The organism is Rhodococcus sp. 66b (genome assembly GCF_002076325.1).
GTDB classification, from domain to species: domain Bacteria; phylum Actinomycetota; class Actinomycetes; order Mycobacteriales; family Mycobacteriaceae; genus Rhodococcus_F; species Rhodococcus_F erythropolis.
In genome coordinates, this window is sequence record NZ_MUZB01000013.1 from 123,053 (window position 1) to 149,973 (window position 26,921).

The window sequence follows — 26,921 nt, forward strand, 5'->3', positions numbered from 1 at the left end:
ATGGAATTCGAATTCGACGACAACTTGTCCGCCGTGCGGGATCTGAGTGAATCGATCTTCTCGGCGAAGTCCGGAGTGGACCGACTGCGGGAAGTGGAGAGCACCAGCGGTTTCGACGCCGAACTGTGGAAGCTCCTCGCCGACTCCGACGTTCTGGGAATCGCTCTGCCGGAAGAGGTCGGGGGAGCAGGACTCGGAATGCTCGGCCTGGCTGCGGTGCTCGAACAACAGGGCCGCCGGGTCGCCCAGGTGCCGCTCTGGTCGGTGATTTCCACGGCGGCGCTGCCGATTTCCGAGTTCGGCAGCACGGAGCAGAAAGCGTCGTGGCTTCCGGGACTGCTCGACGGCTCGGTAATCGTCACCGGCGCATTCGACACCGGCTACAACGCCGAGAAAGCGGTTCGCGCCGAACCGGCGCCTGACGGTTGGGTTCTGTCAGGCCACGTCGACTCCGTGCCTGCCGCGGAGTTCGCGGCCGCGCTGGTCGTTCCGGTGACGATGCCGGACGGCAGTGCCAGCGTCATGATCGTGCCCACGGACCGGGACGCGCTGGTGCGTACACCGCTTGCGGTGACGAACCGCGAGAGCAACAGCGCTGTGCAGTTCGACGGGGTTGCGGTTACTGCAGCTGACGCACTTCCCGCAGACGGCGCGGTGGTTCGAGACTGGACGTTGCGGCGTGCACGGGTGGCTCTCGCGGCCCTGGCTACCGGCGTCTGCGAGGAAGCGCTGGGGATGACGGCGAAATACACCTCCGAGCGAGTGCAATTCGGTCGTCCACTCTCGACCAACCAGGCAGTTGCCGTCCGGGCCGCCGACGCGTACCTCGACACCGAGAGCACAAGGTTGACCACGCACCGCGCTGCCTGGCTGATGGACAGCGGAGTCGAGAGCGAAGCGGAAGCAGCGGCGCTGGTCGCCAAATGGTGGGCCTCGCGCGGCGGCCTGCGTGTGGTGCACGCGACCCAGCACCTGCACGGCGGAATCGGCGCGGACGTCGACTACCCGATTCACCGCTATTTCCTGTGGGGACGGCAGATCGCCTTCACCTTGGGGAGCGCGGGGGCGATAGGCGCCGAACTCGCCGATCAGTTGGAAATCCGAGCCCAGATCGGGGCGTCGGCGTGAATACCTGAGACGACAGGTTCCAGTCACGGGCAGCGCGTCGGCAATCATCGCGCTACTCTGCCCTTCGTGAATCGCACCAGTTCGTTCATCCGGCCGTTGGTTCCGCGGGATCCGCACGAGCCGCATCGGGTGGCGACGCCGCTCGAGCTGCTCACCGACCTCTGCTTCGTCGTGGCGGTCGCTCAAGCGGCCACCGGTCTGCACCACGCGATCAGCGAAGGGCACGCGGCTTCGGGCGTCGGGCACTTCGCGATGGCATTCTTCGCGATCTGGTGGACGTGGCTGAACTTCACGTGGTTCACCTCGGCGTACGACAACGACGACGGAATCGCCCGGCTGCTGACCATCTTCCAGATCCTCGGATCGCTGGTCCTTGCAGCCGGCATCGTCCGCTTCTTCAACGACGACGCCCTGCTCATCATCGTCGGCTACGTCATCATGCGAATAGCCCTGGTCATCCAATGGCTCAGGGTGTCGCGGAACGACCCCGAACATGCGCTCACGGCTCGTCGATACGCTCTCGGAATCGTGTTGGTCCAGATCGGTTGGATCGGTTTCTACTTCGTTCCATCCGCCATTTACGTCCCGACGTTCCTGGTGTTGGTTCTGTGCGAATTCGCGGTACCGATCTGGTCGGAGAAGCCGGGCATGACGCCGTGGCACCCGCATCACATCGCGGAGCGGTACTCGTTGTTCTTCATCATCGTTCTGGGCGAGACGATCCTCTCGACAACCATCGCGATTCAGGACGCGGTCGACGGTGAGCATCCGGCAGCGCAGGTCACCTACGTCGTGATCGGCGGCATTCTGATTGTCTTCAGCCTGTGGTGGCTCTACTTCCAACGCAATGCAGGCGAAGTGATCGGCGGTGACAACGTCTCACCCTTCGTCTGGGGGTTCGGTCACTACTTCATCTTCGCCGCCGCTGCCGCCATCGGTGCGGGGTTGGCTTCGCGCGTCGACTTCTGGACTCATCACGGTGACGGCAGCGCGTTGGTGACGGGTGCTGCCGTCACCGTTCCGGTCGCGGTCATCCTTGCCGCCCTGTGGTTCATCCACATTCGACTACATGACTCCTCGGTACGCACCCTCATGCCGTTCTCGGTCGCGATCGTCGTCGTGCTCGGTGGTACCTACACCGCGGTGCCCGAACTGGTTGCGGGACTGGCCTGCGCCGCGCTGTTGGCCGTGGAACTGGTTCTGACCGAGGGGAAATCCGAAACCGTCTGAACCGGGTCAGCGAATCGCGAGCCGCTCCTTGCGGAGCTTGTCGACCTCGGGCAGATGCAGGGGTTCGAGCTCGTTGACGCCCAAGGCCCGCATGAGCAGGAGGTCCGCGAGTTCCGGATTCCGGGCCAAGGCGGGTCCGTGCATGTACGTCCCGATCACCGAACCCTGCACGACGCCTTCGAATCCGTCGCCGACGCCGTTTCCGACACCATGGGTGACACGTGCGAATCCAGAGGCTGAGGTACCCAGAGTTGTTCCGCCGCGGTGATTCTCGAAACCTGAGAGAGGCGCGGTGAGCCCGTCGATCAAGGGCTTCGTGATGACCTCGCCGATGGAACGCTTCTCCTGCGGAGAGGTCGTGACGTCGAGCATCGAGACACCGTCGACGCGTTCGCCGCTGGAGGTTTCGTACCAGTTGCCGAGCACCTGAATTGCAGCGCAGACGGCCAGAACCGGTGCGCCACGCTCGGCGGCGCGTTGCAGGCCAGGGTATTTCGCGAGATGGCGCGTTGCGAGTCGCTGAGCGGAATCCTCGGCGCCACCCAATGTGTACACGTCGAGCGAATCGGGGACCGGATCGCTCAAGGTGATGTCCACGATTTCGGCGTCGTAGCCGCGCATCCGCAGACGCTGACGCAGGATCAGGGCGTTGCCGCCGTCGCCGTAGGTGCCCATGACGTCGGGGAGAACCAGTCCGATGCGAATTGTCGAGTCAGACATTGCGAGATTCCTTCGCGATGGCGGTGTTGAGGTCACGGAAGGCTGTGTAGTTCGCCAGTACCTCCACGCGTCCGGGAGGGCAGGAAGCGATGGCGCGCAACGGATCCGGATCGAGGGTGTGCTCGACGCCTGCGTACGTGAGGCGAACGGCGAGATCGGTTCCGCGTTCGCCGGCGGCCACTACCTTGACGCCTTCGAAGTGTTCGAACTTCACGTCCCACAGCCAGGAGAGGTCCTCGCCGTCCGGCACCTGACCGTTCACCGCGATCACGAGTCCGTCCACCGTGGGATCGATCATCGACAGCGCTTCCTGCCAACCGGCGGGATTCTTCGCGAGCAGCATGTGGACGGAGTGCGGTCCGACCTCGACGGTGCTGTAGCGGCCGGCGACTTCCTGGACCGTCGACGCGGCGGCAACTGCCCCGACCGGATCTGCGCCCAAAGCAGCCGCAGCAGCTACGGCCTGAGCGGCGTTACCGCGGTTGGCTTTTCCGGGGAGAGTCAACGTCATCGGAATCTTCAGGCCGTCGGGGCCGTAGAGATTGTCGTCGTCGAGCCACCATGTCGGCTCGGGCCGCGCGAAGTCGGAACCGGTACTGCGCCAGTGCTTTCCCTCCCACACGATGGGTTCACCGGTGCGCGGGCAGCTGACGGAATCGCCGGCCCAGCCGCCGCCGGCAGCAACCCACACGACGTTGGTGGCGTCGTATGCCACGGAGGTGACCAGTACGTCATCGCAGTTGGCGACGATCACCGCGTTCGGATGCGCATTGACGCACGCGCGGAGCTTCCGCTCGATCATGTTGATCTCGCCGACCCGGTCGAGCTGATCGCGGCTGAGATTGAGCAGCACGATCACTTCCGGGTTCACGGCGTCGGCTACGTGGGGGACGTGCAGTTCGTCGACCTCGAGTGCTGCCAGCGTTGCGTCCGTACGCGCGGCCAGAGCGGCCACGATCCCGGCATCCATGTTGGCGCCGTCGGCCTGCGTGGCGACGTCACCGAGTGTCGCGAGCGCTGCGGCGGTCATACGCGTGGTCGTCGACTTGCCGTTGGTGCCCGTGACCACGACGGTGCGCTTGCCGCGTCCGAGCTGAGTCATGAGCGTCGGGTCGATCTTGAGGGCGATCAACCCGCCGATCATCGAACCCTTGCCGCGACCGGCCTTCTGCGATGCCCAAGATGCTGCTGCGGCAGCTCGCATGGCGAGCTTTCCGCGCACTGTGATCGATAGTCCAGTTCCCACGGCCCGAGTTTGGCACAGGGCATCGTCAGACGCCGAGTCGCGCCGGTGGTGAGGCTGCAGGTGTGTCCGAGAAAACAGTGTTCGCGGGCTTGCGCCTCATCTGTGCGGCACTCGCTCCGGCGATCACGATGACTGCCCCGACCAGGGACAACGGGCTCGGATCCTCGTGCAGGAACAGCCAGGATGCGCCGATTCCCACTACCGGTACCAGCAAGGAGAGCGGCGCCACCATGCCGGCGGGATAGCGGCCCATGAGCATCGTCCAGAGCCCGGATCCGGCGATGGTGCCGAGCAGAATGATGTAGGCCAGCCCGACCAGTGACGGCCAGGCGTCGGCGCTGAACGCGGTGCCGAGCGCGTGCCATCCGGCGGTGGGGCCTTCGACCACCGCTGACAGGGCGAGCATCGGCAACGGCGGGATGACGCACATCCACAGCATCAAGCGCATCGGTGCGGGCTCGCCGACGGTGTTCGCCGCGGCCAAGCGGCTGCCGAGATTGCCGAACGCCCAGGACAGGCCGCCGAGGAGCGTGAGGATCACGGGCAGCAGTGCCGCGTGGTGTGAACGGTCCCAGCCGATCAACGACATACCGACTACGGCGACGGCGATCCCGGAGACCTGCCAGACGCTGAGCTTCTCGCGGAGCAGGAACGCGCCGAGTAGGACGGTGAACGGCGCGGACGACTGCAGGACCAGTGATGCGAGACCTGTCGGCATCCCCGAATGCATCGCCCAGAAGAGGAAGACGAACTGGCCGAATCCGAAACCGAATCCGTAGAGCAGCAACCAACGGAGCGGTACCTGCGGACGCGGCACGAAGATGACCACCGGAATCGCGATGATCAGAAACCGGAGTGCAGCGAAGAAGAACGGCGGGAAATGATCCAGGCCGACGCGAATGGCCAGGAAGTTCAGACCCCACAAGACGATCACGGTCAGGCCGAGGAGACGGTCGCGGGGAGTCATGACGTTAATCGTGAGCCGTACGAAGCATCAGAACAAGCGAATATAGATGCACTATCCATGTAGTTTTGCTACATGGATATTCGTCACCGTATGGATGCCACGCGCTTGCGGATTCTCCGCGAGCTCGCCGACCGAGGAACCGTCGGCGCTACTGCTCTCGCTCTCTCGATGACACCGTCCGCCGTCTCGCAACAACTCAAGATCCTCGGCCGAGAGGCGGGGGTCTCGCTCCTCGAACCGGACGGGCGCACGCTGCGCCTCACCGACGCTGGTCGAGCGCTGGTGCTCCGCGCCGACGACGTGGTGGCGGCGCTCGACCGGGCAGCGGACGAGATGGCGTCGTACCGAGGCTCGCCGCGCGGCAAGGTGCGAGTCGCGTTCTTTCCCTCCGGAGCAGCTCTCCTGCTGCCCGGTGTCCTGACGGCGCTGAAGAACTCGGACGTGGACATCGACGCACACGACGTCGACAAACCGGCGTCGGCCGTCCCTGGACTGTTGGCCGATCACGATGTGATCCTCACTCACCGTGACGAACGCGGCGCCGAGACCTCGTTTCCCCGGGTCAGCGTGCAACCGCTGATGCGTGAACCGATCGATCTGGTGCTGCGGCCTGATCATCCACTCGCCGAGCAGGATTCGGTCCGGTTGGAGCAATTGGCCGACGAGAACTGGATCAGCGTGCGCGGCGGGTTTCCGGTCGACGACGTTCTGTTGTCGGTTGCGTCCGTCACCGGGGTCCAACCTCGAGTCGCTCATCGGATAAACGATTTCCGAGTTATCGAAGAGTTGGTGGCGGCGGGCCACGGTGTGGCTTTGATGCCGCGTTACGCGATCACACATCCTGGAGTATCGAGGAAACCGGTGGCAGGCGTGCGCGCTGCTCGCGTTTATGAATTGGCAACTCGATTACACATCGACCGCAGCCCGGCTATCGGAGTGGTTCTCGACGCTTTTCGCGACGTCGCCCGGGCGGTCGGTGAATGAACGGCTGTCGGTGCATGAACGGCGGATGGTGAATGAATACGAAACGGGAGCGACACGATTAGTGTCGCTCCCGTTTCGGTAGTGCAATCCTCACTGATTAGTGAGGGCCTGAATCAGGCGAGGGCCTTGGCCTTGAGCGCTGCGAATTCTTCTTCGCTGATGGTGCCGGCGTCGAGAAGCGCCTTTGCATCTGCGATGGACTCGGCCGGGGACTTTCCGGCAACCTCACGGATGTAGCTGTCCTGTGCATTCTTGACCTGCTGAGCAGCCTCCATGGAGCGCTGGGCCATTCCGTCGCTTCGGACGATCAGATAGACGAGCGAGGTGAGCAGCGGAATGAAGAACAGGAAGACGATCCAGATTGCCTTTACCCAGCCGGAAGTCTTGTGATCACGGAATAGGTCGGTGATGATCGAGAAGAGCAGGATCAGGTACGCGATGAACGCGAAGCTGATGATGATCAGCCAGAGGAAGTCCCAAAAGGAATCCATTGTCGAGCCCCATTTCACAAGTCGGATTTGTCTGAGGTGACTATCTCACGTGCCGGGGTCGGCTGCATCATCCTCGATGGGTGAATCCTGTTTGTTAACTTCGCTAAGCGACTCTTTCGGGACCTATGTCATGCCGAAGCGAAAACACGGACCGAAGAACTTCTGTGCCGTGAAAACAACCCTGGTCTCACCTGAAAATCAGGTGAGACCAGGGTTTGTTCAAGAGCCGGGTTCGTATTGCGTGAGTGTCAGCTCGCGCGGTTCACTGCCGAAACCACGGCGCGCAGCGACGCCGTCGTGATCGACGTGGCGATACCCACACCCCAGACGACGGTGCTCTGACCGTCCGGGCCAGTCACTGCGCACTCGACGTAGGCCGCCGCTTGGGCGTCGTCGCCGGCGGACATTGCGTGCTCGGAGTAGTCGAGGACACGGACGTCGAAGTTGATGCTTCCCAGCGCGTCGACGAAGGCAGCGAGCGGGCCGTTACCGGTTCCCGAGATCTCCTGCTCCTTGCCGTTCACCTTGACGATGGCGATGATGGCGTCGGTGCCGCCGTCCTCCTCGGAGGCGGTGACCTTCTGCTTCATGCGCTCGAGCGGGGTGACGGGGGCGAGGTACTCCTCGTGGAAGACGTCCCACATTTCCTTCGGCGAGACCTCGCCGCCTTCGCCGTCGGTGATCTTCTGGACCGACTGCGAGAACTCGACCTGCAGACGACGCGGCAGCACCAGACCGTGATCGGCCTTCATGATGTACGCGACGCCGCCCTTGCCGGACTGCGAGTTCACGCGGATGACGGCCTCGTAGCTGCGGCCGACGTCCTTGGGGTCGATCGGCAGGTAGGGGACCTGCCAGAGAATGTCGTCGACGTCCGAGTCCTGGTTGTCGGCGTCGACCTTCATGGCGTCGAGGCCCTTGTTGATCGCGTCCTGGTGGCTGCCGGAGAACGCGGTGTAGACCAGGTCGCCGCCGTACGGATGACGCTCGTGGACGGGCAGTTGGTTGCAGTACTCGACCGTGCGACGGATCTCGTCGATGTTCGAGAAATCGATCTGCGGGTCGACGCCGCGCGTGAACATGTTCAGCGCGAGGGTGACCAGGCAGACGTTGCCGGTGCGCTCACCGTTACCGAACAGGCAGCCTTCGATGCGGTCTGCGCCGGCCTGGTAGCCCAGCTCGGCTGCAGCGACGCCGGTGCCGCGGTCGTTGTGGGGGTGCAGCGACAGGATGACCGAATCGCGGCGGGCCAGGTTGCGGTGCATCCACTCGATGGAGTCGGCGTACACGTTGGGTGTCGCCATCTCGACGGTGGCGGGCAGGTTCAGGATGACCGGGTTGGCAGGCGTCGCACCCAGGGTTTCGGTGACGGCGTCACATACTTCCTTGGCGTACTCGAGTTCGGTGCCGGTGTAGGACTCGGGCGAGTATTCCCAGCGCCAGTTCGTGTCCGGGTACTTCTTCGACTCGGCCAGGACCAGTTCGGCGGCGTCGGTGGCGATCTTCTTGATCGTGTCCTTGTCGGCGCGGAACACGACGCGGCGCTGCAGAATCGAGGTGGAGTTGTAGAAGTGCACGATCGCGTTCTCGGCACCTTCGCACGCCTCGAATGTGCGCTTGATCAGTTCGGGCCGCGACTGCGTCAGCACCTGGATGGTGACATCGGATGGGATCGCGCCGTCCTCGATGATCTCGCGAACGAAGTCGAAGTCGGTCTGGCTCGCGGACGGGAATCCGACCTCGATCTCCTTGTAGCCCATACGGACCAGGAGATCGAACATGCGACGCTTGCGCGCCGGGCTCATCGGATCGATCAGCGCCTGGTTGCCGTCGCGCAGGTCAACGGCACACCACTGGGGTGCTCGGTCGATGATCTTGTCCGGCCAGGTGCGGTCGGGCAGCGTGACCGTCTCGACCTCTTCGGCGAACGGGCGGTAGCGGAACGTCGGCATCGACGAGTTCTTCTGCGTGTTCCACGCAGGCTGGTCGGAAGGTGCCGGCTTCGTGGGCGGGGTAATGGTGCGAGTGCCGGTGGTGAATGCGTCAGCGGGGGACATTGGTGTGATCTCCAGGATTGTGGACCTGGCCTGATGACCTGTTGGTCAAGACCATGAGTCCGGAAGGCTTGGTCGACCGGCGCACAAAAACCCCGCGGCGGGAGGCCAGTCTGGATCAGACCCCGTCGCGGCAACCAAGAAGGAGTGCGCGCTGCATGCACAGCACTCTACTCCTGGATTTCGCGAGAAATCGGTGGGGTTCGCCCTCATGTCCAATTTGTCGCCGAATTGTGCTGCCGTTTCGGCCTCGAAAATGGTGGACTGTCGTCCATGGATCCCCGAATCGCCGTGGCGAGCACGTACCTCGACGCGCTCCGTAGTCACGATGGCAGTTCCGTACCGCTGGCTCCGGACGCGGTACGTCACGAGGTCGGGTTGAAGACCGGATTTTCGGGGAATCATTTGCGGCGCAGCCTTTCCGGAGGTCCTCAGTATCGCGTGATCCGCGACATTCGTGAGGTGGAGTGGACGGTCGACGGGGACGACCTGACGGCTGACTACCTCCTTGACGCCGGGTTGTTCGGGCGCAACCTGATGACCGTTCGGGTTACCGAGACCTTCCGGATACCCGCTGACGATCACCGCATTCACCACATCACCGCGAAGATTCGACCGGCGCGCGCCAAGCACGCGTGATGCTCTCGATCCGCTGGATCGTCTGTTCACTACTGATCGTTCTCGCTGGTCTCGGTTTTGCCGGCTCGGTGCTCGCGCTGTTCGTTCACACCCAGGTGAACGACACCGACAGCTATGTCGAGTCCGTTGCCCCGCTGGCTGCCGACCCCGCTGTCCAATCGGCGGTCGTTGATCGGCTGACCGAGGAATTGACGCAGCGGTTGGACGGGTTTCCGCAGGTGGTGACGAGACAGGCCGAGAGACTTGTTCGTGAGGCCGCTCAGTCGTTGGTCTCGAGCGACCAGTTTGCGACGCTCTGGACCGCGGCCAACCGTCGAGCGCACGCGCAACTTGCCGCGATGGTGACCGGCCGAGCCGCCGACGGCATAGTTCGGGCCGACGACAGCGGAACGGTCACCGTCTCCCTCGCACCGGTCATGACAGAACTGAGGACGAACCTCCGCGATCGCGGATTCACCGTGATCGATCGCCTCCCGGCGCTCGATCCGCAGTTCGAGATCCTGCAATCCGACGAGTTGGTGCGGGCTCAGGATTTCTCGAACATGCTCGACCGAGCAGCGACCTGGCTGCCGTGGGCGTCGGTGGCCTGCGCGATTGCGGCCGTCGCAGTTGCACCGGGGCGAATGCGCGCGCTGTCCCTGGTCGGGCTGGCGACGGCGGTGGCGATGATCGCCCTGCTGGTGGCGCTGGCCGTCGTGCGCCGGGTCTATTTACAGAATTCAGACATACCGTCGTCCGAGGCGGCTGTGGCGGTGTACGACGCGCTGGCAGTTTCCCTGGTCAGCAGTATCCGCGTGCTTCTCGCCTGCGGAGTTGCCGTCGCGGTGGTCGGTTACGTTGCCGGTGGTTCGCGTTCTGCGACGTTGATGCGAGCGCGGATCTCGCAACTGATCCCGCGCGGATCTGAGGCGAACAGCAGTACGCATCGGGAAGTCCCAGGACCACCTCGGTAAGCTCGACCTCTGGTATCTGTAAACAATTTCGACCTGGAGGTAGAAACGCGTGGCTCTCGTCGTCCAGAAGTACGGCGGATCCTCGGTGGCAACCGCCGAGCGCATCCGACGAGTCGCTGAACGGATCGTCGAGACCAAGAAGGCCGGCAATGATGTCGTCGTCGTGGTGTCAGCGATGGGCGATACCACCGATGAGCTGCTCGACCTGGCTCAGCAGGTGTGCCCTTCCCCGCCGGCCCGTGAAATGGACATGCTGCTGACCTCGGGTGAGCGCATCTCCAACTCCTTGGTAGCGATGGCAATTCACTCCCTCGGCGCCGAAGCTCGTTCGTTCTCGGGCTCACAAGCCGGAGTCATCACGACCGGCAGCCACGGAAACGCCAAGATCATCGACGTCACGCCGGGCCGTGTTCGCACCGCCCTCGACGAAGGCTCGATCGTTCTGGTCGCCGGATTCCAAGGCGTCAGCCAGGACAGCAAGGACATCACGACGCTCGGACGCGGTGGCTCCGACACCACCGCCGTGGCGTTGGCAGCTGCACTCAACGCTGACGTCTGCGAGATCTACACCGACGTCGACGGCGTCTTCTCCGCCGATCCTCGCATCGTCCCCGACGCTCACCGCCTCGAGACGGTTTCCTTCGAGGAAATGCTCGAACTCGCAGCGTGTGGTGCCAAGGTGCTCATGCTCCGGTGCGTCGAGTACGCCCGTCGTTACAACGTGCCTGTGCACGTCCGTTCGTCATACACCACCAAGCCCGGAACAATCGTGTCCGGATCGATGGAGGACATTCCTGTGGAAGAGGCCCTGATCACCGGAGTCGCGCACGATCGCGGCGAAGCCAAGATCACCGTTGTCGGATTGCCGGACACACCGGGACATGCTGCCAAGGTGTTCCGCGCTGTCTCCGATGCCGAGATCAACATCGACATGGTGCTGCAGAACATCTCCAAGGTGGAGACCAACAAGACGGACATCACCTTCACGCTGCCGACCGCCGACGGCCCCCGCGCCGTCGAGATCCTGACCAAGCGTCAGGAAGACATCGGCTTCACACAGATCTTGTTCGACGACCACATCGGCAAGGTTTCCCTGGTCGGTGCCGGAATGCGGAGCCACCCGGGCGTCACGGCCACGTTCTGTGAGGCACTGGCCAAGGCCGACATCAACATCGATCTCATCTCGACCTCCGAGATCCGCATCTCCGTGCTGGTCAAGGACACCGAACTCGACGACGCCGTGCGCGTTATCCACGCCGCTTTCGGTCTCGGCGGCGACGAAGAAGCTGTAGTACACGCAGGAACAGGACGGTAATTTCTGATGACAACAATCGCTGTTGTCGGTGCGACCGGTCAGGTCGGCATCGTCATGCGCACTCTGCTCGAAGAACGTAACTTCCCCGCGGACAAGGTGCGGTTCTTTGCATCGGCACGCTCCGCCGGTAAGAAGCTGACGTTCCGCGGCGAAGAGATCGTTGTCGAGGATGCCGAAGCAACGTCCGACGAGGATCTGAAGGGCATCGACATCGCCCTCTTCTCCGCCGGTGCGACGCTGTCTCGTGCGCAGGCTCCGCGCTTTGCCGCGGCCGGTGCGACGGTTGTCGACAACTCTTCCGCATGGCGCAAGGATCCCGAGGTTCCCCTCGTGGTCAGCGAGGTCAACCCGCAGGACACGAAGAACCTGGTCAAGGGCATCATCGCGAACCCCAACTGCACCACCATGGCAGCGATGCCGGTGCTCAAGGTTCTGCACGACGAAGCCGGTCTGCAGCGTCTGATCGTTTCCAGCTACCAGGCTGTGTCCGGTAGCGGCATCGCCGGCGTCGAGGAACTCCTCGGCCAGGTGCGCGCCGTTGTCGGTGACGCCGAGAAGCTGGTTCACGACGGCAGCGCCGTCGACTTCCCGGCTCCGAACAACTACGTCGCCCCCATCGCGTTCAACGTCCTGCCGCTGGCAGGTTCGCTGGTCGACGACGGAAGCGGCGAGACCGACGAGGATCAGAAGCTCCGTAACGAGAGCCGCAAGATCCTCGGACTTCCTGATCTGCTGGTTTCGGGCACCTGCGTGCGCGTTCCCGTCGTGACCGGACACTCGCTCGCGATCAACGCAGAGTTCGCGAACCCGCTCTCGGTCGCTCGTGCGAAGGAAATCCTCGCCGACGCTCCCGGAGTGGAGTTGGTCGAGGTTCCGACGCCGCTGGCCGCTGCCGGCGGCAACGCGTCGCTGGTCGGTCGTATCCGTCAGGATCCGGGTGTCCCGGAGGGACGCGGACTCGCGCTCTTCGTTTCGGGTGACAACCTCCGTAAGGGCGCCGCTCTCAACACGATTCAGATTGCCGAGCTGTTGGTCGGCTAGATCTTTCCTTCGGTACCGGCCCCGCACCTAGGTGTGGGGCCGGTGTCGTTTCAGCAGGAGCTCTAGTCGAGTTCGGAAATGGCGACCAGGCCGCCGAGGTACTCGGCATCCGAATACGCTTTGGCGAGAAGCACTCCGAGTTCACCAAGAGCTTCGTTGTCGCTGCCGTACGCAACAAACATGCCCGCTTCGGGATCGGTGCCGAAGCGGCCGTCCAGATGCGGTGCATCGCGGCCTACCACTGCGTGGGCGACCGACGCCCAGTCGTAGCCGGAGCCTTCGAAACCCTCTACCTGCTCGAATACCGCTGCTACCTTGCCGAAATGCTGGTCGGTGAGCATCAGTGACCAGTTGCCCGGAGACGTTTCGAAAAGCTGTAGCGGTTCGATCGATGGTGATGTCATGCGTGTATTGAAGCAGATCCGACCGACAGGTTTCAGTCGGCAGCTAACGTCCGACCGATTGGGCGAGGGCCACGGCAAAACTGGAAAGTCTTTCTCGGGTATAGGTTTCGGGGTCGCTGACGGCCAGTCGTCCGAGCATTTCGGCAAACGACATCATGGTGTGTGCGAGGAGAACCGGATCAAGGCCTTCGAGCTTCGGTTCGAGGGCAATCCCGGCACGCGCCAGTTCTTCGGCGCGGGCGAAGACAGCTCCGCGAGAGAGCTTCAGCAAGCCGTGATACTCGCTGGGGGCGTTCTCGACAGACGTCAGAATCAGGCGCCAGCGCGTCGGGTTCTCCAGTACGGCGTCGACGAAGGCGCCAACGGTTCCGGTGTATGACGCCGCTGGGCCGAGTTCGCTCAGATCCGTCGGCATGGTTTCGAGCACCTGGGCGATGGCTCGCTCGTGCTCGCGGCGCAGGAGTGCAGCGACGAGATCGGTCCTGGTATCGAAAATTGTGTAGAGGACGGGCTTGCCGACGCCGGCTTCGGCGGCGACGGATTCCATGCTGAGGTTGTGCAGGCCTACGCGGCCGGTGACCTCGAATGCTGCGTCGAGCAGCTGTTCGCGTCGTTGCTCGGGCGCCATACGAGGGGCGTATTTGCGTCGCGGTGTATCCGTTGCGTCAGCTTGTGACCTGGTCATCGTGTACCTCACCTCCGCTCCCACCCTAATCTGCCTGCCAATTCTTCGTGAATCATACGCAACCGTTGTATTCGTCGTCATCAATTGTTACGGTGGCGTTGTATTCGAAGAGGCGGTCAGTGAGGCGCCTCTGCCGAGATCTCTAGGAGAACAACCGCGATGACAGCGTCGACCTCTTTGGTGCCGAATGATCTGTTGCTCCATCCCTCCACTTACGATCGGCCGGAATTCGACGCGACCACGCGGAGACTGCTGGGCGCGACCGTCGACTGGTTCGAGGCGCGTGGAAAGAATCGACTTCTGGCCGACTATCACGACAAGACCTTTTACTCCGACTTCCTCGACTTCGCGGCAAAGGAAGGCCTGTTCGCGACTTTCCTGACCCCCGCCCGCGACAGCGGCGGTGACTCCGACAAGCGCTGGGATACCAGCCGTATCGCCGCGCTGTCCGAGATCCTCGGTTTCTACGGACTCAACTACTGGTACCCGTGGCAGGTGACCATTCTCGGCCTCGGGCCGGTGTGGCAGAGCGACAACGAGACTGCAAGGGCGCGAGCAGCTTCCGCTTTGGTTTCCGGAGGCGTTGCGGCATTCGGATTGTCCGAGAAAGAGCACGGCGCCGACGTCTACTCCACCGACATGGTCTTGACGTCGAACGGCAGCGGCGGGTACCTGGCCAGCGGTTCGAAGTACTACATCGGAAATGGCAACTGCGCCAACACGGTCTCTGTCTTCGGTCGCGTCGACGGAGTGGAGGGCGCCGATCAGTACGTCTTTTTCTACGCCGACTCGGACCATCCGGCATTTACCGTGGTGAAGAACATCGTTCCGGCCCAGATGTACGTAGCGGAGTTCTCACTCGTCGACTATCCCGTTGCGGCAGAGGATATCCTGCATACCGGCGAGGAAGCATTCAGTGCCGCACTCAACACCGTGAACATCGGAAAATTCAACCTGTGCTTCGGCGGAATCGGTATGTCGACTCATGCCTTGTACGAGACGATTACCCACGCGCACAATCGAATCCTGTTCGGCAATCCCGTCACGGCGTTCCCACACGTACGACGTGAATTCGCCGACGCGTACGCGCGCCTGCTGGCGATGAGGCTCTTCTCGGATCGTGCGGTGGACTACTTCCGCACCGCATCGCCCGAGGACCGCCGCTACCTCTTGTTCAATCCCGTCACCAAGATGAAGGTGACAACCGAGGCACAGAAGGTGATCGGACTGCTCTCCGACATCGCTGCGGCAAAGGGCTTCGAGAAGGACAGCTACCTCGCGGTGGCCAAGATGGATGTCGACGGGCTGCCCAAGCTCGAGGGGACCGTCGCCGTCAATCTCGCCCTGATCGCCAAGTTCATGCCGGCGTACCTCTTTGCCCCCGAGTCATTTCCGGCGATTCCGACGCGTAACGACGCAGCCGACGACGAGTTCCTGTTCCGTCAGGGCCCGGCACGGGGGTTGTCCAAGGTTCGATTCGACGACTGGCGAGCGGTGTACGCGAAGTTTGCGGATGTTCCCAACGTTGCACTGTTCGTGGAGCAGGCAGAAGCGCTCGTGACCCTCCTTGCCGAAGCTGCACCGGATGCGGCGCAGCAGGTCGACTTGGACTTCGGCCTGGCGATCACCGAACTCTTCACCCTCGTCGTCTACGGCCAGTTGATCCTCGAACAAGCCGAGATCTTGGGATTGGACGAGGGGCAGCGGAGCGATGGGGTGCTGGATCAGATCTTCGACGTCCTGGTCCGCGACTTCAGTGCTGCAGCGGTGGAGTTGTACGGAAAACCCAGCGCCAGTGAAGATCAGCAGCGGTTGGCTCTCGCATCTATTCGGCGCCCCGCGTTCGCGGCCGAGCGATTCGAGTACGTCTGGCAGCAAGTAGTCGCCTTGTCTGGTGCCTACGAAATGAACGGTGCAGGGTCAACGAACGGGGAGGAATGAAATGTCTGAACTGACGATGAATCGACCGCGTGAGGATTACGGCTTCTTCGGCCCAGGATCACCCAGTTGGAAGATCTGGGCGGCTCCGACAGCATTGATCGGTTTCCAGCGGTCAGTGGTGCTCGAGCACTTCGACCCCTTCCTTGCTGCCGCGGTGGCAGATATGAGCGGGATCTACAGCGATCCCGCCGGGCGACTCGACCGAACCTTGGCGTACTTCCTGACCGTCGCCACTGCCGACGGGCGGACGGCACTGGCGTTGTCCGACCATCTCATGACGGTTCACGCTCAGGCCACGGGTATCGAACCGATCACCGGAACTCGTTACAGTGCAAACAATCCGGCGTCACAACTGTGGATCCACGTGACCGGTTGGCATTCGGTGCTCAAGTGCTACGAGATGTACGGGCCGGGCCCACTCTCCGCCGTCGAAGAGCAGCGGTACTGGGAAGAATGTGTGATCGCTGCCGAACTGCAGACGTGTAAGGCGTCCGACGTTCCGCGCTCGCGAGACGAGGTACGGGAGTACTTCGCTGAAGTCAGGCCCAGATTGTGTACCTCCGAACGTGCCAACCGCGCGATGCACTACTTGCTGAGAACACCAAGAGCACAGGGGAAGACGAAGTTCGCGGCGTTCAGCCGATTGGTCGCGCCGGCCACTATCGCAACATTGCCGGGCTGGATGCGAACCATGGGCGGCTTCGATCAACCCGCTTTGTTGGACAGGGCAATTGCGCCCGCGGTGCGAACTGCGGTCCGGGTCGGCAGTTCACCGAAGAACATGACCACTGCTCTGAAGGTCATCGCGCCGATGACTGGCAAGGTGTTGGAGCACCACCTGCGTGACGAGCAACCCCTCGACCCGAGAGTTGTCACCCCGGCGGAGATTCGGGAGCGATTCCCACGCACCACCAAAGTTCCGCAGGCGGTCTGACGGAAGTCACGGCTTTCGGCACCGCATCGAGATCTGCTCGATGCGGTGCTGGCACGTGTTCTGTTGTGCCTGAGGAGTACTACCTCAGGTTTTGAAGGTGGTGTTCGCCGGTCGCGGGTGCTGTTGCGGGTCGATCGAGGGTGGTGGGATGAACCACGGTTTGTTGTCGACCCCGATGCGGATCATCCACTTCCCGACGAACCCGGCTTTGCGGTGCATCAATCGATGATGCGAACGGCACAGCAGGACAAGGTTGTTCATCACCGTCGGGCCACCGTTGGCCCAGTGCCGGATATGGTGCGCATCCGTCCAGGCCGGTACACATGTGCAGCCGGGGAATGCGCAGCCTTTGTCGCGGGCGATCAGCGCCACTCGCTGCTCCGCGGACACTAATCGCTTTCCGGGTTTCGCATCCAACGGCGCGCCGTGATCGTCGAGCAGCACAGTCGAGAGGAAACAGTCGCACCCGAGGAGTCTGGTCTGCGATACGGACAGTGGTCCGAGCCACGGCATGTGCCCGACATCGAGATCCGACACAGCCACTCCACCACCAGGAGCAGCGGATGTTGCGGCGCAGTCCCGGTGCTCCGCCAGATCACGGGCGTTGATGTGCACGTTCACGTGCGGCCGCTGACCACCGTCGGTGCCGGTCTTGGCGCAGTCCAGATACCGCCGGATCAGTTCCGTGAACCCATCCGCGGTCCGCTTCGCCGCCGACCGAGAATCCGGGGTTCCATCGGGTGCTGGGGTGGGCATCGTCAGATTCGACAATGCCGACAGCAACATTTCGCCGGTGAGAGCGTCGAAATCCCCGCGCACCACCACCCGACCGTTCAATGTCGACGCGATCCGGAGCTCGTTCCGATCGGTATCTTCGGCGGGTGGAATGTCATCGGACTCGAACACTCGCTCCAAGGTCGCGATGACGTTCCGGACCTTCGTCGTCGTGGCCTCCACTCCGGACGCGGCAGCCAACAACAAGTCGATACAGCGAGGGAGCGCTTCCTCCGGCATCCCCTTCGGTGGTGACTCGCAGAACGCCACGATCAACACCGCGTGCTCGAACGAGCAATCCCCGACATCGAACCGGGCAGCCACCGCCGGAAACGGCCGCAGCGCAGCACCCAACGCGGCGATCTTCTTCCCGTCCCGAACCTGCAGCATCGTGTTCGCCGCCAACCAGCAACCCACCCCGCGGCTCGCGATCACCTGATCATCCGGCCGCAACGACAACTCGTCCACCACCGCCACCCGAACAGCCTCGAGACGCAGAATCTCCGCACTCGCCGACACCGCAGCCGCACGCAACTCAGAAGCAGACAACCGCCACAGGCGTCCGCGCAACCCCACCGCAGAACCAGACACCACATCCGACAACAGAACACTCATTGAATCCCCCGATCCCCTACACCTAAGAATACTCGAACATGCGTTCGAGTCAAGAGTGTTTTCGAATCCTCGATTCGATCCCGTCAAGGAGGATCTGTAGGCCCTGAGTAAATGACTCTTCGGTTTCTCGTTCGAGATAGAAGTCGCCGCCCGGTACCGGTGGGGCCTCCCGACCCAACTGCATCGTGTGGGGGAAGTCGTCCGCGAAATCCGGTGCAGCATCGGCCAGTGCAGCAGAAGACTCTGCCCACCAATGAGATTCGGAATCTCCGATGGTCGAGGCGCTCCGGATCTCAGCTAGGGTCCGCGCGGACCCCCGGATGAAATGGAAAATCATGCTCACCGATCTGCGGATGGTCGGAGCGTCGAGACCCGTGGAGTAGAGAATGGACAGGAGTGATTCGAGTCCTGCCTGCTCGTGCGGACCCAGGACGGGGCGCGCCAACGAGACATCCAATGTCCACGGATGGCGTGTATGTAGGGCGAAGAGTGCGGCGGCCCAGTCGGACAGTGCCATGCGCCAGTCGCCGGTGTCTGCGATCGGCGGTAGCTCGGCATGCACCCGGTCGTACATCAGGTCCAGTAGTTCGTCCTTTCCCGGTATGTAGGTGTACAGAGACATCGCAGTGCGGCCGAGGTGGTCGCCGATCATGCGCATCGACAACGGTGTCGTGGGGTTGGCGTCGGCGACTTCGATCGCGGCGTCAACGACTGAGTCCGTGGACAGCGCGGGCTTCGGTCCTCGGCGGCCGGAAGGCGTCTCGGGTTGACGCCACAGAAGTGAAATCGTGCGTGCGATATCGCGTCGGCCTGCCTGTTTATTCATCTTGTCGCTTTCGTGGAGTCGCGCTATTCTTAATTACTTTACAGCGTAAAGATTTGGGAGTGGGCATGGTTGAGGCAAGACTTCACGACGGGACAACTATCGATGTCGAGGTTCTCGGACATGGCCCCGCCGTGCTGATGCCCGTGAATCCGATTTCGGCTACCGGCATCAAGGCTGACGAACTGCGCGCCTGGGGCGTTGACCCCTCGCTCGGTCGAACGTTCATGGAAGGGTTGGCGTCGAACTTCACTGTGGTTGCCTTCGACTACGAAGGGCACCGGATGGCGTCGCCCGCTCCGGACACGCTCACTCCCGACAACATCACGTCCGACATTCTGGCTGTGGCGAATTCGGCTGGGATCGACCAGTTCGCCTACTACGGATACTCCTGGCTGGCTCTGTGCGGATTGCAGTTGGCGCTGCGCACCGATCGTCTGACCGCACTGGTCATGGGTGGTTTCCCGCCGGTGGATGGGCCGTACAAGGCGATGCTCCAGGTTACCGAAGCTACACACCGCATGACGAGTGAACCGCCCCAGCGCACATCACAACCCACGGCATCATCAGACGAGTTCGATTGGAACTCCATCGACATTGCGTTGACCGGAGCGCAGACCCGGCAGTTCGTGACGCTGTACCGCGCACTTGGTGAATTCGACGATCGAACAATTCAAGGGCGCATCCTTTGTCCGCGAATGTGTTTCGTCGGTTCGCAAGACGTCATCGAATACGGTGACCGATGGGGTGGGGTACGGGTCGCGCCGGCCGATCTCGACCTCGACGCCGCTCGGTCAGCAGGGTGGGATATCGAGGTACTAGACGGTCTGGATCACACGCAGGCAATGCAACCGGCTCATGTTCTACCCATTCTCAAACCTTGGTTGGAGAAGGTGGTCGGTGTTTGACCGTGCGAGCACACGGGTAACCCGCTCCGGATGCCGTCAGCGTGAGGGGGCCGTGAGTGGACGAGTCACACAAGATCCGTCGACGATCGTTTGTTCAAGGGCTTGGCTTGCTGGCCGGCCTGAGTGCATTGTCCGCTGGATCAGCGACAGCTCGGCCCCCTGACATCGATCCGCTACGCCCATTCCAACTTCCGTCACCCCGGCTGGAACCGTTTCGGGAGACCCTTCCTGTCCTGCCGGGCATTTCGGGTGGCAACCTGGAGCTTCGCGCGGCTTCGTCGATGCACCGTTTCCATCCGGACCTACCGTCGTCGCCGTCGCTGGGTTACGGCGGAATGGATTATCTGGGCCCCACCATCGAAGCTCACGTCGATCAGCTCGTCACAGTCCGATATGCCAATGACATTTCTGCGTATCCGCTTGCCGCGGATGTCGATCCGGGTCTGCACGGCGTCAGCGACCTCGACCGCACACAGGTCCCCACCTCGCTTCACCTGCACGGAGGAGTTACTGCACCACAGTTCGACGGACATCCGGAGTTGATCCAGCGTCCGGGCGAAGGTTTGGTCCACGAATACACGAATGGTCGTGCCGCCGGCAATCTCTGGTACCACGATCACGCCATGGGAATGACGCGCCTCAACGTCTACGCCGGATTGGTCGGGATGTATTTTCTCCGTGACGACGTTGACACGGGCGCCGCCGGGAATTCTCTCGGCCTGCCGACCGGTGAGTTCGAACTCCCGATGATTCTGCAGGACAAGGTATTCACTTCCGACGGTCAGCAGAGTGTCCGTTCCACGTGGCTCACTCCGCAAGGTTCATGGGATCCGGCGACCCCCGGTGACGTTGGCGTGGTGAACGGCGTCGTGTGGCCGAAAGTGGAGGTTGCCCGCGGCCTGTATCGATTGCGACTGCTCAACGCCGCAACCTATTCGGTGTGGAATCTGCATTTCGCAAATCGTATGCGGTTCTGGGTGATCGGGTCCGAAGGCGGTTTACTGGCCGCTCCGGCGCCGACGGATCACGTCCGGTTGAGTCCGGGTGAACGCGCTGATCTGCTGGTCGACTTCAGTATGCTCGAGCCGGGCACAACGGTGGAATTGCGCAACGACGAACCGGTACCCCTTGCGGTGGCTCAACGCGGCACGCAGGTGATGCCGGTGTTCTGTCGGTTCGACGTGGGCAGCGCAAAGGGATTCACCGGCTCGATCCCGCAGCAGCTGAATTCCGTTGCCGCCGAACCGGCGTCCCCGGATGTGGTGCGAAATCTCACGATCATGCAGCTGTCGCGTCCCTCGGACTACCCGTCGATCACTATGTCGCTCAACAATTTGAGGTTCACCGATTCGGATATCGAACTGCCACGTCAGGGAGCCGTCGAGCAATGGAATCTGATCAACATCACCACGGAACCACATCCGATTCATCTGCACCTGGTGGCGTTCCGCGTTGTGGGACGCCAGAGCCTCGACACTGCAGCACTGATGCAGCGGTATCCGGTGCCTGACTTGGGGGTCCGGTGGACGCCGTCGGCGGAGGAATTCGTGACCTCCTCGCTGCGGCCTCCCGAAGTGTGGGAAACGGGGGAGAAGGACACGGTCATCGTGGATGCCAACTCGATCACCCGCGTGATCGTGCGCTTTCCGACGGCCGACGAGTTGGGCTTCGATCCGGATGCAACTTTCGCGAGAGGTTCCATGGCAGATCACTCGGCGCACGGAGAAGCTGGCATGGGGGACTTGCAGGGGTACGTCTGGCACTGCCACATGCTCGATCACGAAGACCACGACATGATGTTGCGATACCGGGTGGTGACGTAGCCTTCAAAGGGAGAAAAGTTCCCAGAGGAGGCAGCTGTGTCGGAAGGTGCGCCCACCGGGCCCCTGGACGGATATCGGGTGATTGAACTCGGAACCTTGATCGCCGGGCCCTTCGCCGGGAAATTGCTCGGCGACATGGGAGCCGACGTGATCAAGATCGAATCACCGGACCGCCCAGACCCGCTTCGTACCTGGGGTCAGGCAGAGCAGGACGGTCATCGATTCTTCTGGACGGTTCACGCCCGCAACAAGCGGTGTGTGACGTTGGACCTTCGCGTCGACGCGGGCCGCGACCTGTTTCTGAATCTGATCGAACATGCCGACGTGGTGGTCGAGAACTTCCGGCCGGGCACCCTCGAGAAGTGGGGTCTGGGATTCGACGTGCTCAGCGCGCGCAATCCGAAGTTGGTGTTGGCCAGGGTATCCGGCTACGGGCAGAGCGGACCGCAAGCCAAGAGCGCCGGCTACGCCTCGGTTGCCGAAGCAGTCAGCGGATTTCGGCATCTGAACGGTTATCCAGGGCAGGCACCCCCGCGTATTGCCCTTTCACTCGGAGATTCTCTCGGTGGGATGTTCGCCGTTCAGGGAGTGCTGGCGGCGTTGCTCTCGCGAGAGCGGACCGGCCGTGGTCAGGTGGTCGACGTTGCCCTCACGGAATCCTGTCTGGCGGTGCAGGAATCCACGATCCCGGATTACGATCGGGGCGGGATCATCCGGCAGCCCTCGGGAACGAGGTTGGAGGGTATCGCACCGTCCAACATCTACCAGACCTCTGAAGGAAACTGGGTGGTGATCGCGGCCAATCAGGACACGCTCTTCGTGCGTCTGTGCACCATCATGGGTCGACCGGAACTAGCGCAAGACGACCGATTCTCCAATCATGTTGCGCGTGGCAAACATCAGGACGAGCTCGACGAATTGATCAGCGCCTGGGTTGCGCTCCAAGATCCCACCAGTCTCGTGGAACGCCTCACCGAAGTGGGAGTTGTTGCCGGGCCGATCAATACGGTTGAAGATGTGGTCAAGGATCCGCAGCTGATCGAACGGGGGATGCTCGTCGACCACTACGACGAGCGGATCGGGGAAAACGTTCTCGGTCTGGGCGTCGTGCCTACATTCAGTGAGACACCCGGATCCGTTCGCAACGCGGGAGCAGCGTCGCCGGGGTACGACAACGCTTCGGTCTGGGGTGGGCTCCTCGGACTCTCGGGCGACGAGCAGACAGAACTGAAGAAGAAGGGCGTGATCTGACGTGTCGGTACCTGAAGCAGGTGTTCCCGCGGTCAGCATTCGTGAAGTCGGGCCACGGGATGGGTTGCAGATCGAAGACCCGGTCTCGCTGACGGAGAAACTTCGTCTTGTCGAAGCTCTGGCTGCGACAGGTGTTTCGCGCATCGAGGCGACGTCGTTCGTGTCACCGCGTGCGGTGCCGGCACTGGCCGACGCGGAGTTGTTGGCCGCAGAGTTGCACCAGTGGCCAGGCATCGAGTTCTCGGCATTGGTCGCCGGAATCGGTGGAGCGAAACGGGCCGTTGCTGCAGGAATGAAAACCGTCGAATATGTGGTGTCGGCATCGAATAGCCACAGCGAGGCCAATACTCGGTCGACGACGGAGCAAGCGACCGAACGTATCGGAGAGGTCGTCCGGATCGTCCACGAGGCTGGTGGACGGGTGGAGGTCATCGTGGCCACAGCCTGGGACTGTCCGTTCGACGGTCCAACCGATCCGGACCGTGTTCTGCGGATTGCGGAGCAGGCCAAAGAGTTCGGCGCTGATCAGTTCTCGATCGCGGATACTATCGGCACTGCCACACCGGGACGCGTCGGACGGTTGATCGACGCTGTCGGCGAAAGAGTGGGTGACTTCGGCTTGGGTGTGCACTTCCACAACACGCGTGGCGCTGGTCTTGCCAGTGCGTTGGCGGCTGTGCAGCACGGAGTTCGAAACCTGGACGCATCCACCGGAGGTCTGGGTGGTTGCCCGTTTGCTCCCGGTGCCAGTGGCAATATCGCGACGGAGGAACTGGTCTACATGCTCGAAGACATGGGCATTGCTACAGGTATCGACCTGGATGCGAGCATTCGTGCCGCTGCCGTTGCAGAGGAGATAGTGGGTCATACGGTTCCCAGTAATCTTCTCCGCGCCGGCGACCGGAAGCGGTAGGGGCCTTTACTCTTCTCGGTTGGGTGATGCCAGCTGCAGTTTGACCAGTTGCTCGTGTGCCGCCGGCGGCCAACCGATGCGCTGTTTCTCCAGATACCATGCACCGGCGGCACATGCGATCGCGAGGACGATCCAGATCGCTACGCTTCCGATCTGAGAGCCCAGGTCGCTCGATGAGGATACTTCGCCCGTGCTGTAGTCGTATTCCGTTGTCGTGGTGATTCCCTCGACTGCGAAGGTCCACAGAATCGGAAGGGCACACAGTGCGGCAAGGGCGCGTGCAACATGTGCTGGACGCAGTTCGAAGATCATTCATTTCTCCTGGTGATCGACGCGGTGAATCTCACTCTCCTCGAAAGCTATTCGGGATAGACGGCGCTGTCTGTAGTCGGATCGACGGACATGGACGAGGCGCCGAGTTCCCTCTGATCTCCCTGCCGTAACAGCTGCATTCCGTTGTGATCGAACTCGATTCGTCGAACGTCTTCAGTGTCGACCAGCATCGTGGCCATAGCGGTGCGCCGAGGTGGAAGGATCCGAATGGTCACTTTGCCTCGCGTGATCGCGGTGAGTTCCCGGACGATGCTCGCGTGGATTCGGTCGCGCACGGCGGGGTCAGCACCATCCATTCCGTGGTCGTCGAGCAGGACTACCTCGACGCCGCGGTTTCGAGTGGCATGCACAGCATCGATGACATCTGTCTGTTGTAAGCCAGGCGCCCTCAGCGAATCTCGGAGTTGCGCCTCGAGGAGTTCGCATTCTTGCCGCTCGGCGGTTGTCAGCGGAATCCCGGAAGCGACCCGTTCGAGGAGTGGGCGCGCAAGTAGATCGAGCCTGTCGAGTTGCGCGTCGCGTTCCTCGAGAATCGCAGCGCTAGCGGATGCGGAGGCAATTCGTTGGGTGGACTGCTCCCGAAGTTCGTAGATAACCCTGGCTTGAGGACGGATGGTGTACGCGAAGAAGGTCGACATCAGAACAGGGCCCGCGTTGATGACCGTCAACGACACTCCGTACATGGCCCCCTGGCCGGTAGTGGAGGACCAGATGGCGGTCACCAACACCATGAGCCCAAGCCCGAGCCACGCGAGTGCTGTACGCCCACGAACGCACATGAAGGTGAAAACGGCCGTAGACATCCCGAACATCCACAATTGAGTCATGTCGTTGACGGGCACTGGAACCACTGACAACACAAGGCCACTCGTGACGGCGCCAGTCAGAGACACCAGAACGCTCTGCCCCAGCGGCATCGGGTCGCCTCGGCTCAGAACGAGTGTGAAAGCCGCAGTTGAGCACACGATAATTGCCAAGACCATCGGCCAGACTGCGCGGACGTCGGAGGAGGTGTACGCGACCGAGATCACGCAGGTGAGCGCGAAGCATGCAGCCATGAATCGAGCAGCACGGCTGTGCATACCGAGGAGATCGCGGACATCTCGTCCGTCCGGTCTGGTCATGCCATCACCGCTGCGGGCAAGCTCAGGGTCAGAGTCACCGAAGTGCCGCGGCCGGGTGACGATCGAATGGTTGCCGATCCGCCGTCGAGTTGGCGCATTCTGCCGCGGATGCTGACAGTGATTCCGAGGCGATGCGTCTCGACGGAGCTCGGATCGAAGCCGACGCCGTCGTCCGCGACGACTACTTCGAGGTGGGTGGTGGTTGCCGTGACCGTGACCGAACGCCGTGCACTGCTTCCGGCGTGCTTGACGCTGTTGCGCAGCGCCTCGGCCATCGCACCGGCCATCGCACGAATCGAGTCGGGCGCGTATCCGCTCGGATCGGACCCGACTGACAGGGCGGCCTCGAACGTGATGTTTTCGTCCACTTCCGAAGCGGCTGAACGCAACTGAGCGAGGATTCCGTCGAAGTCGAAACTCGTCTCGTGATCGGTTCCGGAGCGGAGTTCGTCAAGCCTCTCGACAGTCCTTCGTGCCTGAGCGATGACCGAGGGATCGGCATCGTTTCTCGAAGCAGCGAGCAGGGTGGACATCACGGTGTCGTGGATGAGTGCGTCGAATCTCTCGCGTTCGACGGACTTGGCCTCGGCCGCGGCGGCGCCTGCCGCAGCGGCATGAGTGGTGGCGATAGTTGCATCCAGCACTCGACCGGTACGCAAGGCCATGACGGCCGCTGCGACGAATACCGCGCAAAATGTCCAGGCGAAGGCGAGGTCGGGAACAAGCAGGTGCGTCGTGGGACTCGTCCGGATTATGTGATTGGTCAACTGTGCGAGTGTTGCCGCCACGAAAAGGTGCACGACGGCAGCGGCCGGTCGCCAAGCCGCAGCTGCCGCAAGGCTGGCGACGCCGGGGAAATTGGAAATCCACAAGGTGAAATCCGTGACGTGCTCACCATTCCAGGCCGGCCACCACAGGAGGATGACCACGACGTAGAGGAGCGCATTTGCACTCGCGGCTCGTTTCACCCACCGGGTGTCTGCGTGAAACGTCGATGCTCCCAATACCAGTCCACTACCGAAAGTTGCGACCACTGCCAGCGGGGTCCACCAAGACGCGGACATCGCAGTGGCTTCGGCAATGGCAGGGGCGAGCAATATCAGATAACAGACATAGCCTGCGCCGATGAAACGGCCGAAGAGCCTGAGAATTTCGTCCGAAGCAGTGGCTGTTTTGTCGAAAGCAACTTTGTCGATCAGAGTTCGTCGATCGTCACTATCTGATCTTGTATCGCTCGCACGAGTAGTTCGCATTTCGTCGGTGCGTTCCTTCCAACGTCGGCATACTTCTCGCGAATCCGGGACAGGTGGGTTCCCACCGTTCCCACGCTTATGTAGAGGTTTTGAGCGACGCGTGATTTCGAATCACTCAGTAGCCATTCCCTGAGAACCTCGACTTCGCGCTCCGAAAGGTGCGGTCCGACAGGGTCTTGTGTCATGCAGTTTTCCACAGTGACGGTCATGAGTTTCGTCTTTCTTTCGTCTAGCGGAATGACAGACTCCCCGACAGCGCCGTCTTCTTACCAGGTGAATGTAAGTCGAAGTTGGCCATTTTTCCCAGACATCAATTCCTCTGCCCATATTTCCAGGGGCAGCCTCAGCGAAATCAATCGTTACCGAACTTTT

The 26,921-nt window shown here is 62.2% G+C and carries 26 protein-coding genes; 13 read left to right on the plus strand and 13 right to left on the minus strand.

Annotated elements, in window-relative coordinates; all coding sequences use genetic code 11:
- Both B0E55_RS23620 and B0E55_RS23625 read left to right on the plus strand, forming a co-directional pair.
- Positions 1–1,128: an acyl-CoA dehydrogenase family protein gene (locus B0E55_RS23620; protein ID WP_047888080.1), complete on the plus strand. Its 1,128-nt coding sequence runs from the start codon at positions 1–3 to the stop codon at positions 1,126–1,128.
- Between the two features lie 66 nt (positions 1,129–1,194).
- Positions 1,195–2,358 carry a low temperature requirement protein A gene (locus B0E55_RS23625; protein ID WP_020905917.1) on the plus strand — a complete coding sequence of 388 codons (1,164 nt, stop codon included), beginning with the start codon at positions 1,195–1,197 and terminating at the stop codon, positions 2,356–2,358.
- Between the two features lie 6 nt (positions 2,359–2,364).
- Here B0E55_RS23625 and B0E55_RS23630 read toward each other — a convergent pair whose 3' ends face one another.
- The 3 genes from B0E55_RS23630 to B0E55_RS23640 are packed head-to-tail and all read right to left on the minus strand — an operon-like array spanning position 2,365 to position 5,291.
- Positions 2,365–3,078, minus strand: coding sequence for a type 1 glutamine amidotransferase (locus tag B0E55_RS23630; RefSeq protein ID WP_080910574.1), 714 nt, complete (start codon positions 3,076–3,078; stop codon positions 2,365–2,367).
- A complete protein-coding gene (locus B0E55_RS23635; RefSeq protein WP_021332917.1) occupies positions 3,071–4,324 on the minus strand; it encodes a Mur ligase family protein in 1,254 nt (417 codons plus the stop codon). Before B0E55_RS23635 ends, B0E55_RS23630 begins: the two co-directional genes overlap by 8 nt.
- Before the next feature lie 25 nt (positions 4,325–4,349).
- Entirely contained in the window at positions 4,350–5,291 is a 942-nt protein-coding gene (locus B0E55_RS23640) for an EamA family transporter (RefSeq protein WP_020968225.1), read from the minus strand.
- A 90-nt stretch (positions 5,292–5,381) separates the two neighbouring features.
- Here B0E55_RS23640 and B0E55_RS23645 point away from each other — a divergent pair, with 90 nt between their 5' ends.
- Positions 5,382–6,275: a LysR family transcriptional regulator gene (locus tag B0E55_RS23645; protein WP_020905920.1), complete on the plus strand. Its 894-nt coding sequence runs from the start codon at positions 5,382–5,384 to the stop codon at positions 6,273–6,275.
- Positions 6,276–6,388: 113 nt separating this feature from the next.
- Here B0E55_RS23645 and B0E55_RS23650 read toward each other — a convergent pair whose 3' ends face one another.
- Together B0E55_RS23650 and leuA are read right to left on the minus strand one after the other, a co-directional pair.
- Positions 6,389–6,766, minus strand: a complete 378-nt coding sequence (locus B0E55_RS23650; RefSeq protein ID WP_020968226.1) for an SHOCT domain-containing protein — start codon at positions 6,764–6,766, stop codon at positions 6,389–6,391.
- A 248-nt stretch (positions 6,767–7,014) separates the two neighbouring features.
- Positions 7,015–8,823 carry a 2-isopropylmalate synthase gene (gene leuA / locus B0E55_RS23655; RefSeq protein ID WP_080910575.1) on the minus strand — a complete coding sequence of 603 codons (1,809 nt, stop codon included), beginning with the start codon at positions 8,821–8,823 and terminating at the stop codon, positions 7,015–7,017.
- Between the two features lie 270 nt (positions 8,824–9,093).
- Between leuA and B0E55_RS23660 the strand changes: the two genes are divergently transcribed.
- From B0E55_RS23660 to B0E55_RS23675, 4 genes are read left to right on the plus strand one after another with little or no spacing between them, the layout of a single operon-like run.
- A complete protein-coding gene (locus tag B0E55_RS23660) occupies positions 9,094–9,459 on the plus strand; it encodes a hypothetical protein (protein ID WP_070796482.1) in 366 nt (121 codons plus the stop codon).
- Entirely contained in the window at positions 9,459–10,412 is a 954-nt protein-coding gene (locus tag B0E55_RS23665) for a hypothetical protein (protein WP_080910576.1), read from the plus strand. Before B0E55_RS23660 ends, B0E55_RS23665 begins: the two co-directional genes overlap by 1 nt.
- 49 nt (positions 10,413–10,461) lie before the next feature.
- The gene (locus B0E55_RS23670; RefSeq protein ID WP_019746567.1) at positions 10,462–11,727 is read left to right on the plus strand and encodes an aspartate kinase; all 1,266 of its coding nucleotides are present in this window, start codon (positions 10,462–10,464) and stop codon (positions 11,725–11,727) included.
- Positions 11,728–11,733: 6 nt separating this feature from the next.
- Complete coding sequence (locus B0E55_RS23675) at positions 11,734–12,768, plus strand: aspartate-semialdehyde dehydrogenase (RefSeq protein WP_019746568.1); 1,035 nt, start codon at positions 11,734–11,736, stop codon at positions 12,766–12,768.
- Between the two features lie 62 nt (positions 12,769–12,830).
- Here the strand turns inward: B0E55_RS23675 and B0E55_RS23680 are convergent, their stop codons facing one another.
- Complete coding sequence (locus B0E55_RS23680; protein ID WP_080910577.1) at positions 12,831–13,172, minus strand: Imm51 family immunity protein; 342 nt, start codon at positions 13,170–13,172, stop codon at positions 12,831–12,833.
- Between the two features lie 43 nt (positions 13,173–13,215).
- Positions 13,216–13,857 carry a TetR/AcrR family transcriptional regulator gene (locus B0E55_RS23685; RefSeq protein WP_020905924.1) on the minus strand — a complete coding sequence of 214 codons (642 nt, stop codon included), beginning with the start codon at positions 13,855–13,857 and terminating at the stop codon, positions 13,216–13,218.
- Between the two features lie 159 nt (positions 13,858–14,016).
- Here B0E55_RS23685 and B0E55_RS23690 point away from each other — a divergent pair, with 159 nt between their 5' ends.
- Both B0E55_RS23690 and B0E55_RS23695 read left to right on the plus strand, forming a co-directional pair.
- On the plus strand, positions 14,017–15,798 hold the full coding sequence (locus tag B0E55_RS23690; protein WP_080910578.1) for an acyl-CoA dehydrogenase: 1,782 nt from the start codon (positions 14,017–14,019) through the stop codon (positions 15,796–15,798).
- Position 15,799: 1 nt separating this feature from the next.
- Positions 15,800–16,732 carry an oxygenase MpaB family protein gene (locus B0E55_RS23695; protein WP_080910579.1) on the plus strand — a complete coding sequence of 311 codons (933 nt, stop codon included), beginning with the start codon at positions 15,800–15,802 and terminating at the stop codon, positions 16,730–16,732.
- An 84-nt stretch (positions 16,733–16,816) separates the two neighbouring features.
- Here the strand turns inward: B0E55_RS23695 and B0E55_RS23700 are convergent, their stop codons facing one another.
- Together B0E55_RS23700 and B0E55_RS23705 are read right to left on the minus strand one after the other, a co-directional pair.
- Entirely contained in the window at positions 16,817–18,121 is a 1,305-nt protein-coding gene (locus B0E55_RS23700) for an HNH endonuclease signature motif containing protein (RefSeq protein ID WP_080910580.1), read from the minus strand.
- Positions 18,122–18,170: 49 nt separating this feature from the next.
- Positions 18,171–18,947 (minus strand): TetR/AcrR family transcriptional regulator, encoded by a 777-nt coding sequence (locus B0E55_RS23705; protein ID WP_047888088.1) that lies wholly within the window; start codon positions 18,945–18,947, stop codon positions 18,171–18,173.
- Positions 18,948–19,012: 65 nt separating this feature from the next.
- Between B0E55_RS23705 and B0E55_RS23710 the strand changes: the two genes are divergently transcribed.
- Genes B0E55_RS23710 through B0E55_RS23725 form a run of 4 tightly spaced genes read left to right on the plus strand, consistent with a single transcriptional unit; the run spans position 19,013 to position 23,839 of the window.
- Complete coding sequence (locus B0E55_RS23710) at positions 19,013–19,852, plus strand: alpha/beta fold hydrolase (protein ID WP_020968234.1); 840 nt, start codon at positions 19,013–19,015, stop codon at positions 19,850–19,852.
- 56 nt (positions 19,853–19,908) lie between these two features.
- A complete protein-coding gene (locus B0E55_RS23715; protein WP_020905930.1) occupies positions 19,909–21,675 on the plus strand; it encodes a multicopper oxidase family protein in 1,767 nt (588 codons plus the stop codon).
- A 36-nt stretch (positions 21,676–21,711) separates the two neighbouring features.
- Positions 21,712–22,926, plus strand: coding sequence for a CaiB/BaiF CoA transferase family protein (locus tag B0E55_RS23720; RefSeq protein WP_019746577.1), 1,215 nt, complete (start codon positions 21,712–21,714; stop codon positions 22,924–22,926).
- 1 nt (position 22,927) lies between these two features.
- Positions 22,928–23,839, plus strand: a complete 912-nt coding sequence (locus B0E55_RS23725; protein ID WP_080910581.1) for a hydroxymethylglutaryl-CoA lyase — start codon at positions 22,928–22,930, stop codon at positions 23,837–23,839.
- A gap of 6 nt (positions 23,840–23,845) precedes the next feature.
- Here the strand turns inward: B0E55_RS23725 and B0E55_RS23730 are convergent, their stop codons facing one another.
- Genes B0E55_RS23730 through B0E55_RS23745 form a run of 4 tightly spaced genes read right to left on the minus strand, consistent with a single transcriptional unit; the run spans position 23,846 to position 26,758 of the window.
- Entirely contained in the window at positions 23,846–24,151 is a 306-nt protein-coding gene (locus tag B0E55_RS23730) for a hypothetical protein (RefSeq protein WP_019746579.1), read from the minus strand.
- 47 nt (positions 24,152–24,198) lie between these two features.
- Positions 24,199–25,296 (minus strand): hypothetical protein, encoded by a 1,098-nt coding sequence (locus B0E55_RS23735; protein ID WP_021334222.1) that lies wholly within the window; start codon positions 25,294–25,296, stop codon positions 24,199–24,201.
- Positions 25,293–26,549 carry a sensor histidine kinase gene (locus tag B0E55_RS23740; RefSeq protein ID WP_241896129.1) on the minus strand — a complete coding sequence of 419 codons (1,257 nt, stop codon included), beginning with the start codon at positions 26,547–26,549 and terminating at the stop codon, positions 25,293–25,295. The genes B0E55_RS23735 and B0E55_RS23740 overlap by 4 nt, the downstream gene beginning before the upstream one ends.
- Positions 26,492–26,758 carry a response regulator transcription factor gene (locus tag B0E55_RS23745; protein ID WP_020905934.1) on the minus strand — a complete coding sequence of 89 codons (267 nt, stop codon included), beginning with the start codon at positions 26,756–26,758 and terminating at the stop codon, positions 26,492–26,494. The genes B0E55_RS23740 and B0E55_RS23745 overlap by 58 nt, the downstream gene beginning before the upstream one ends.
- Positions 26,759–26,921 lie beyond the last annotated feature (163 nt).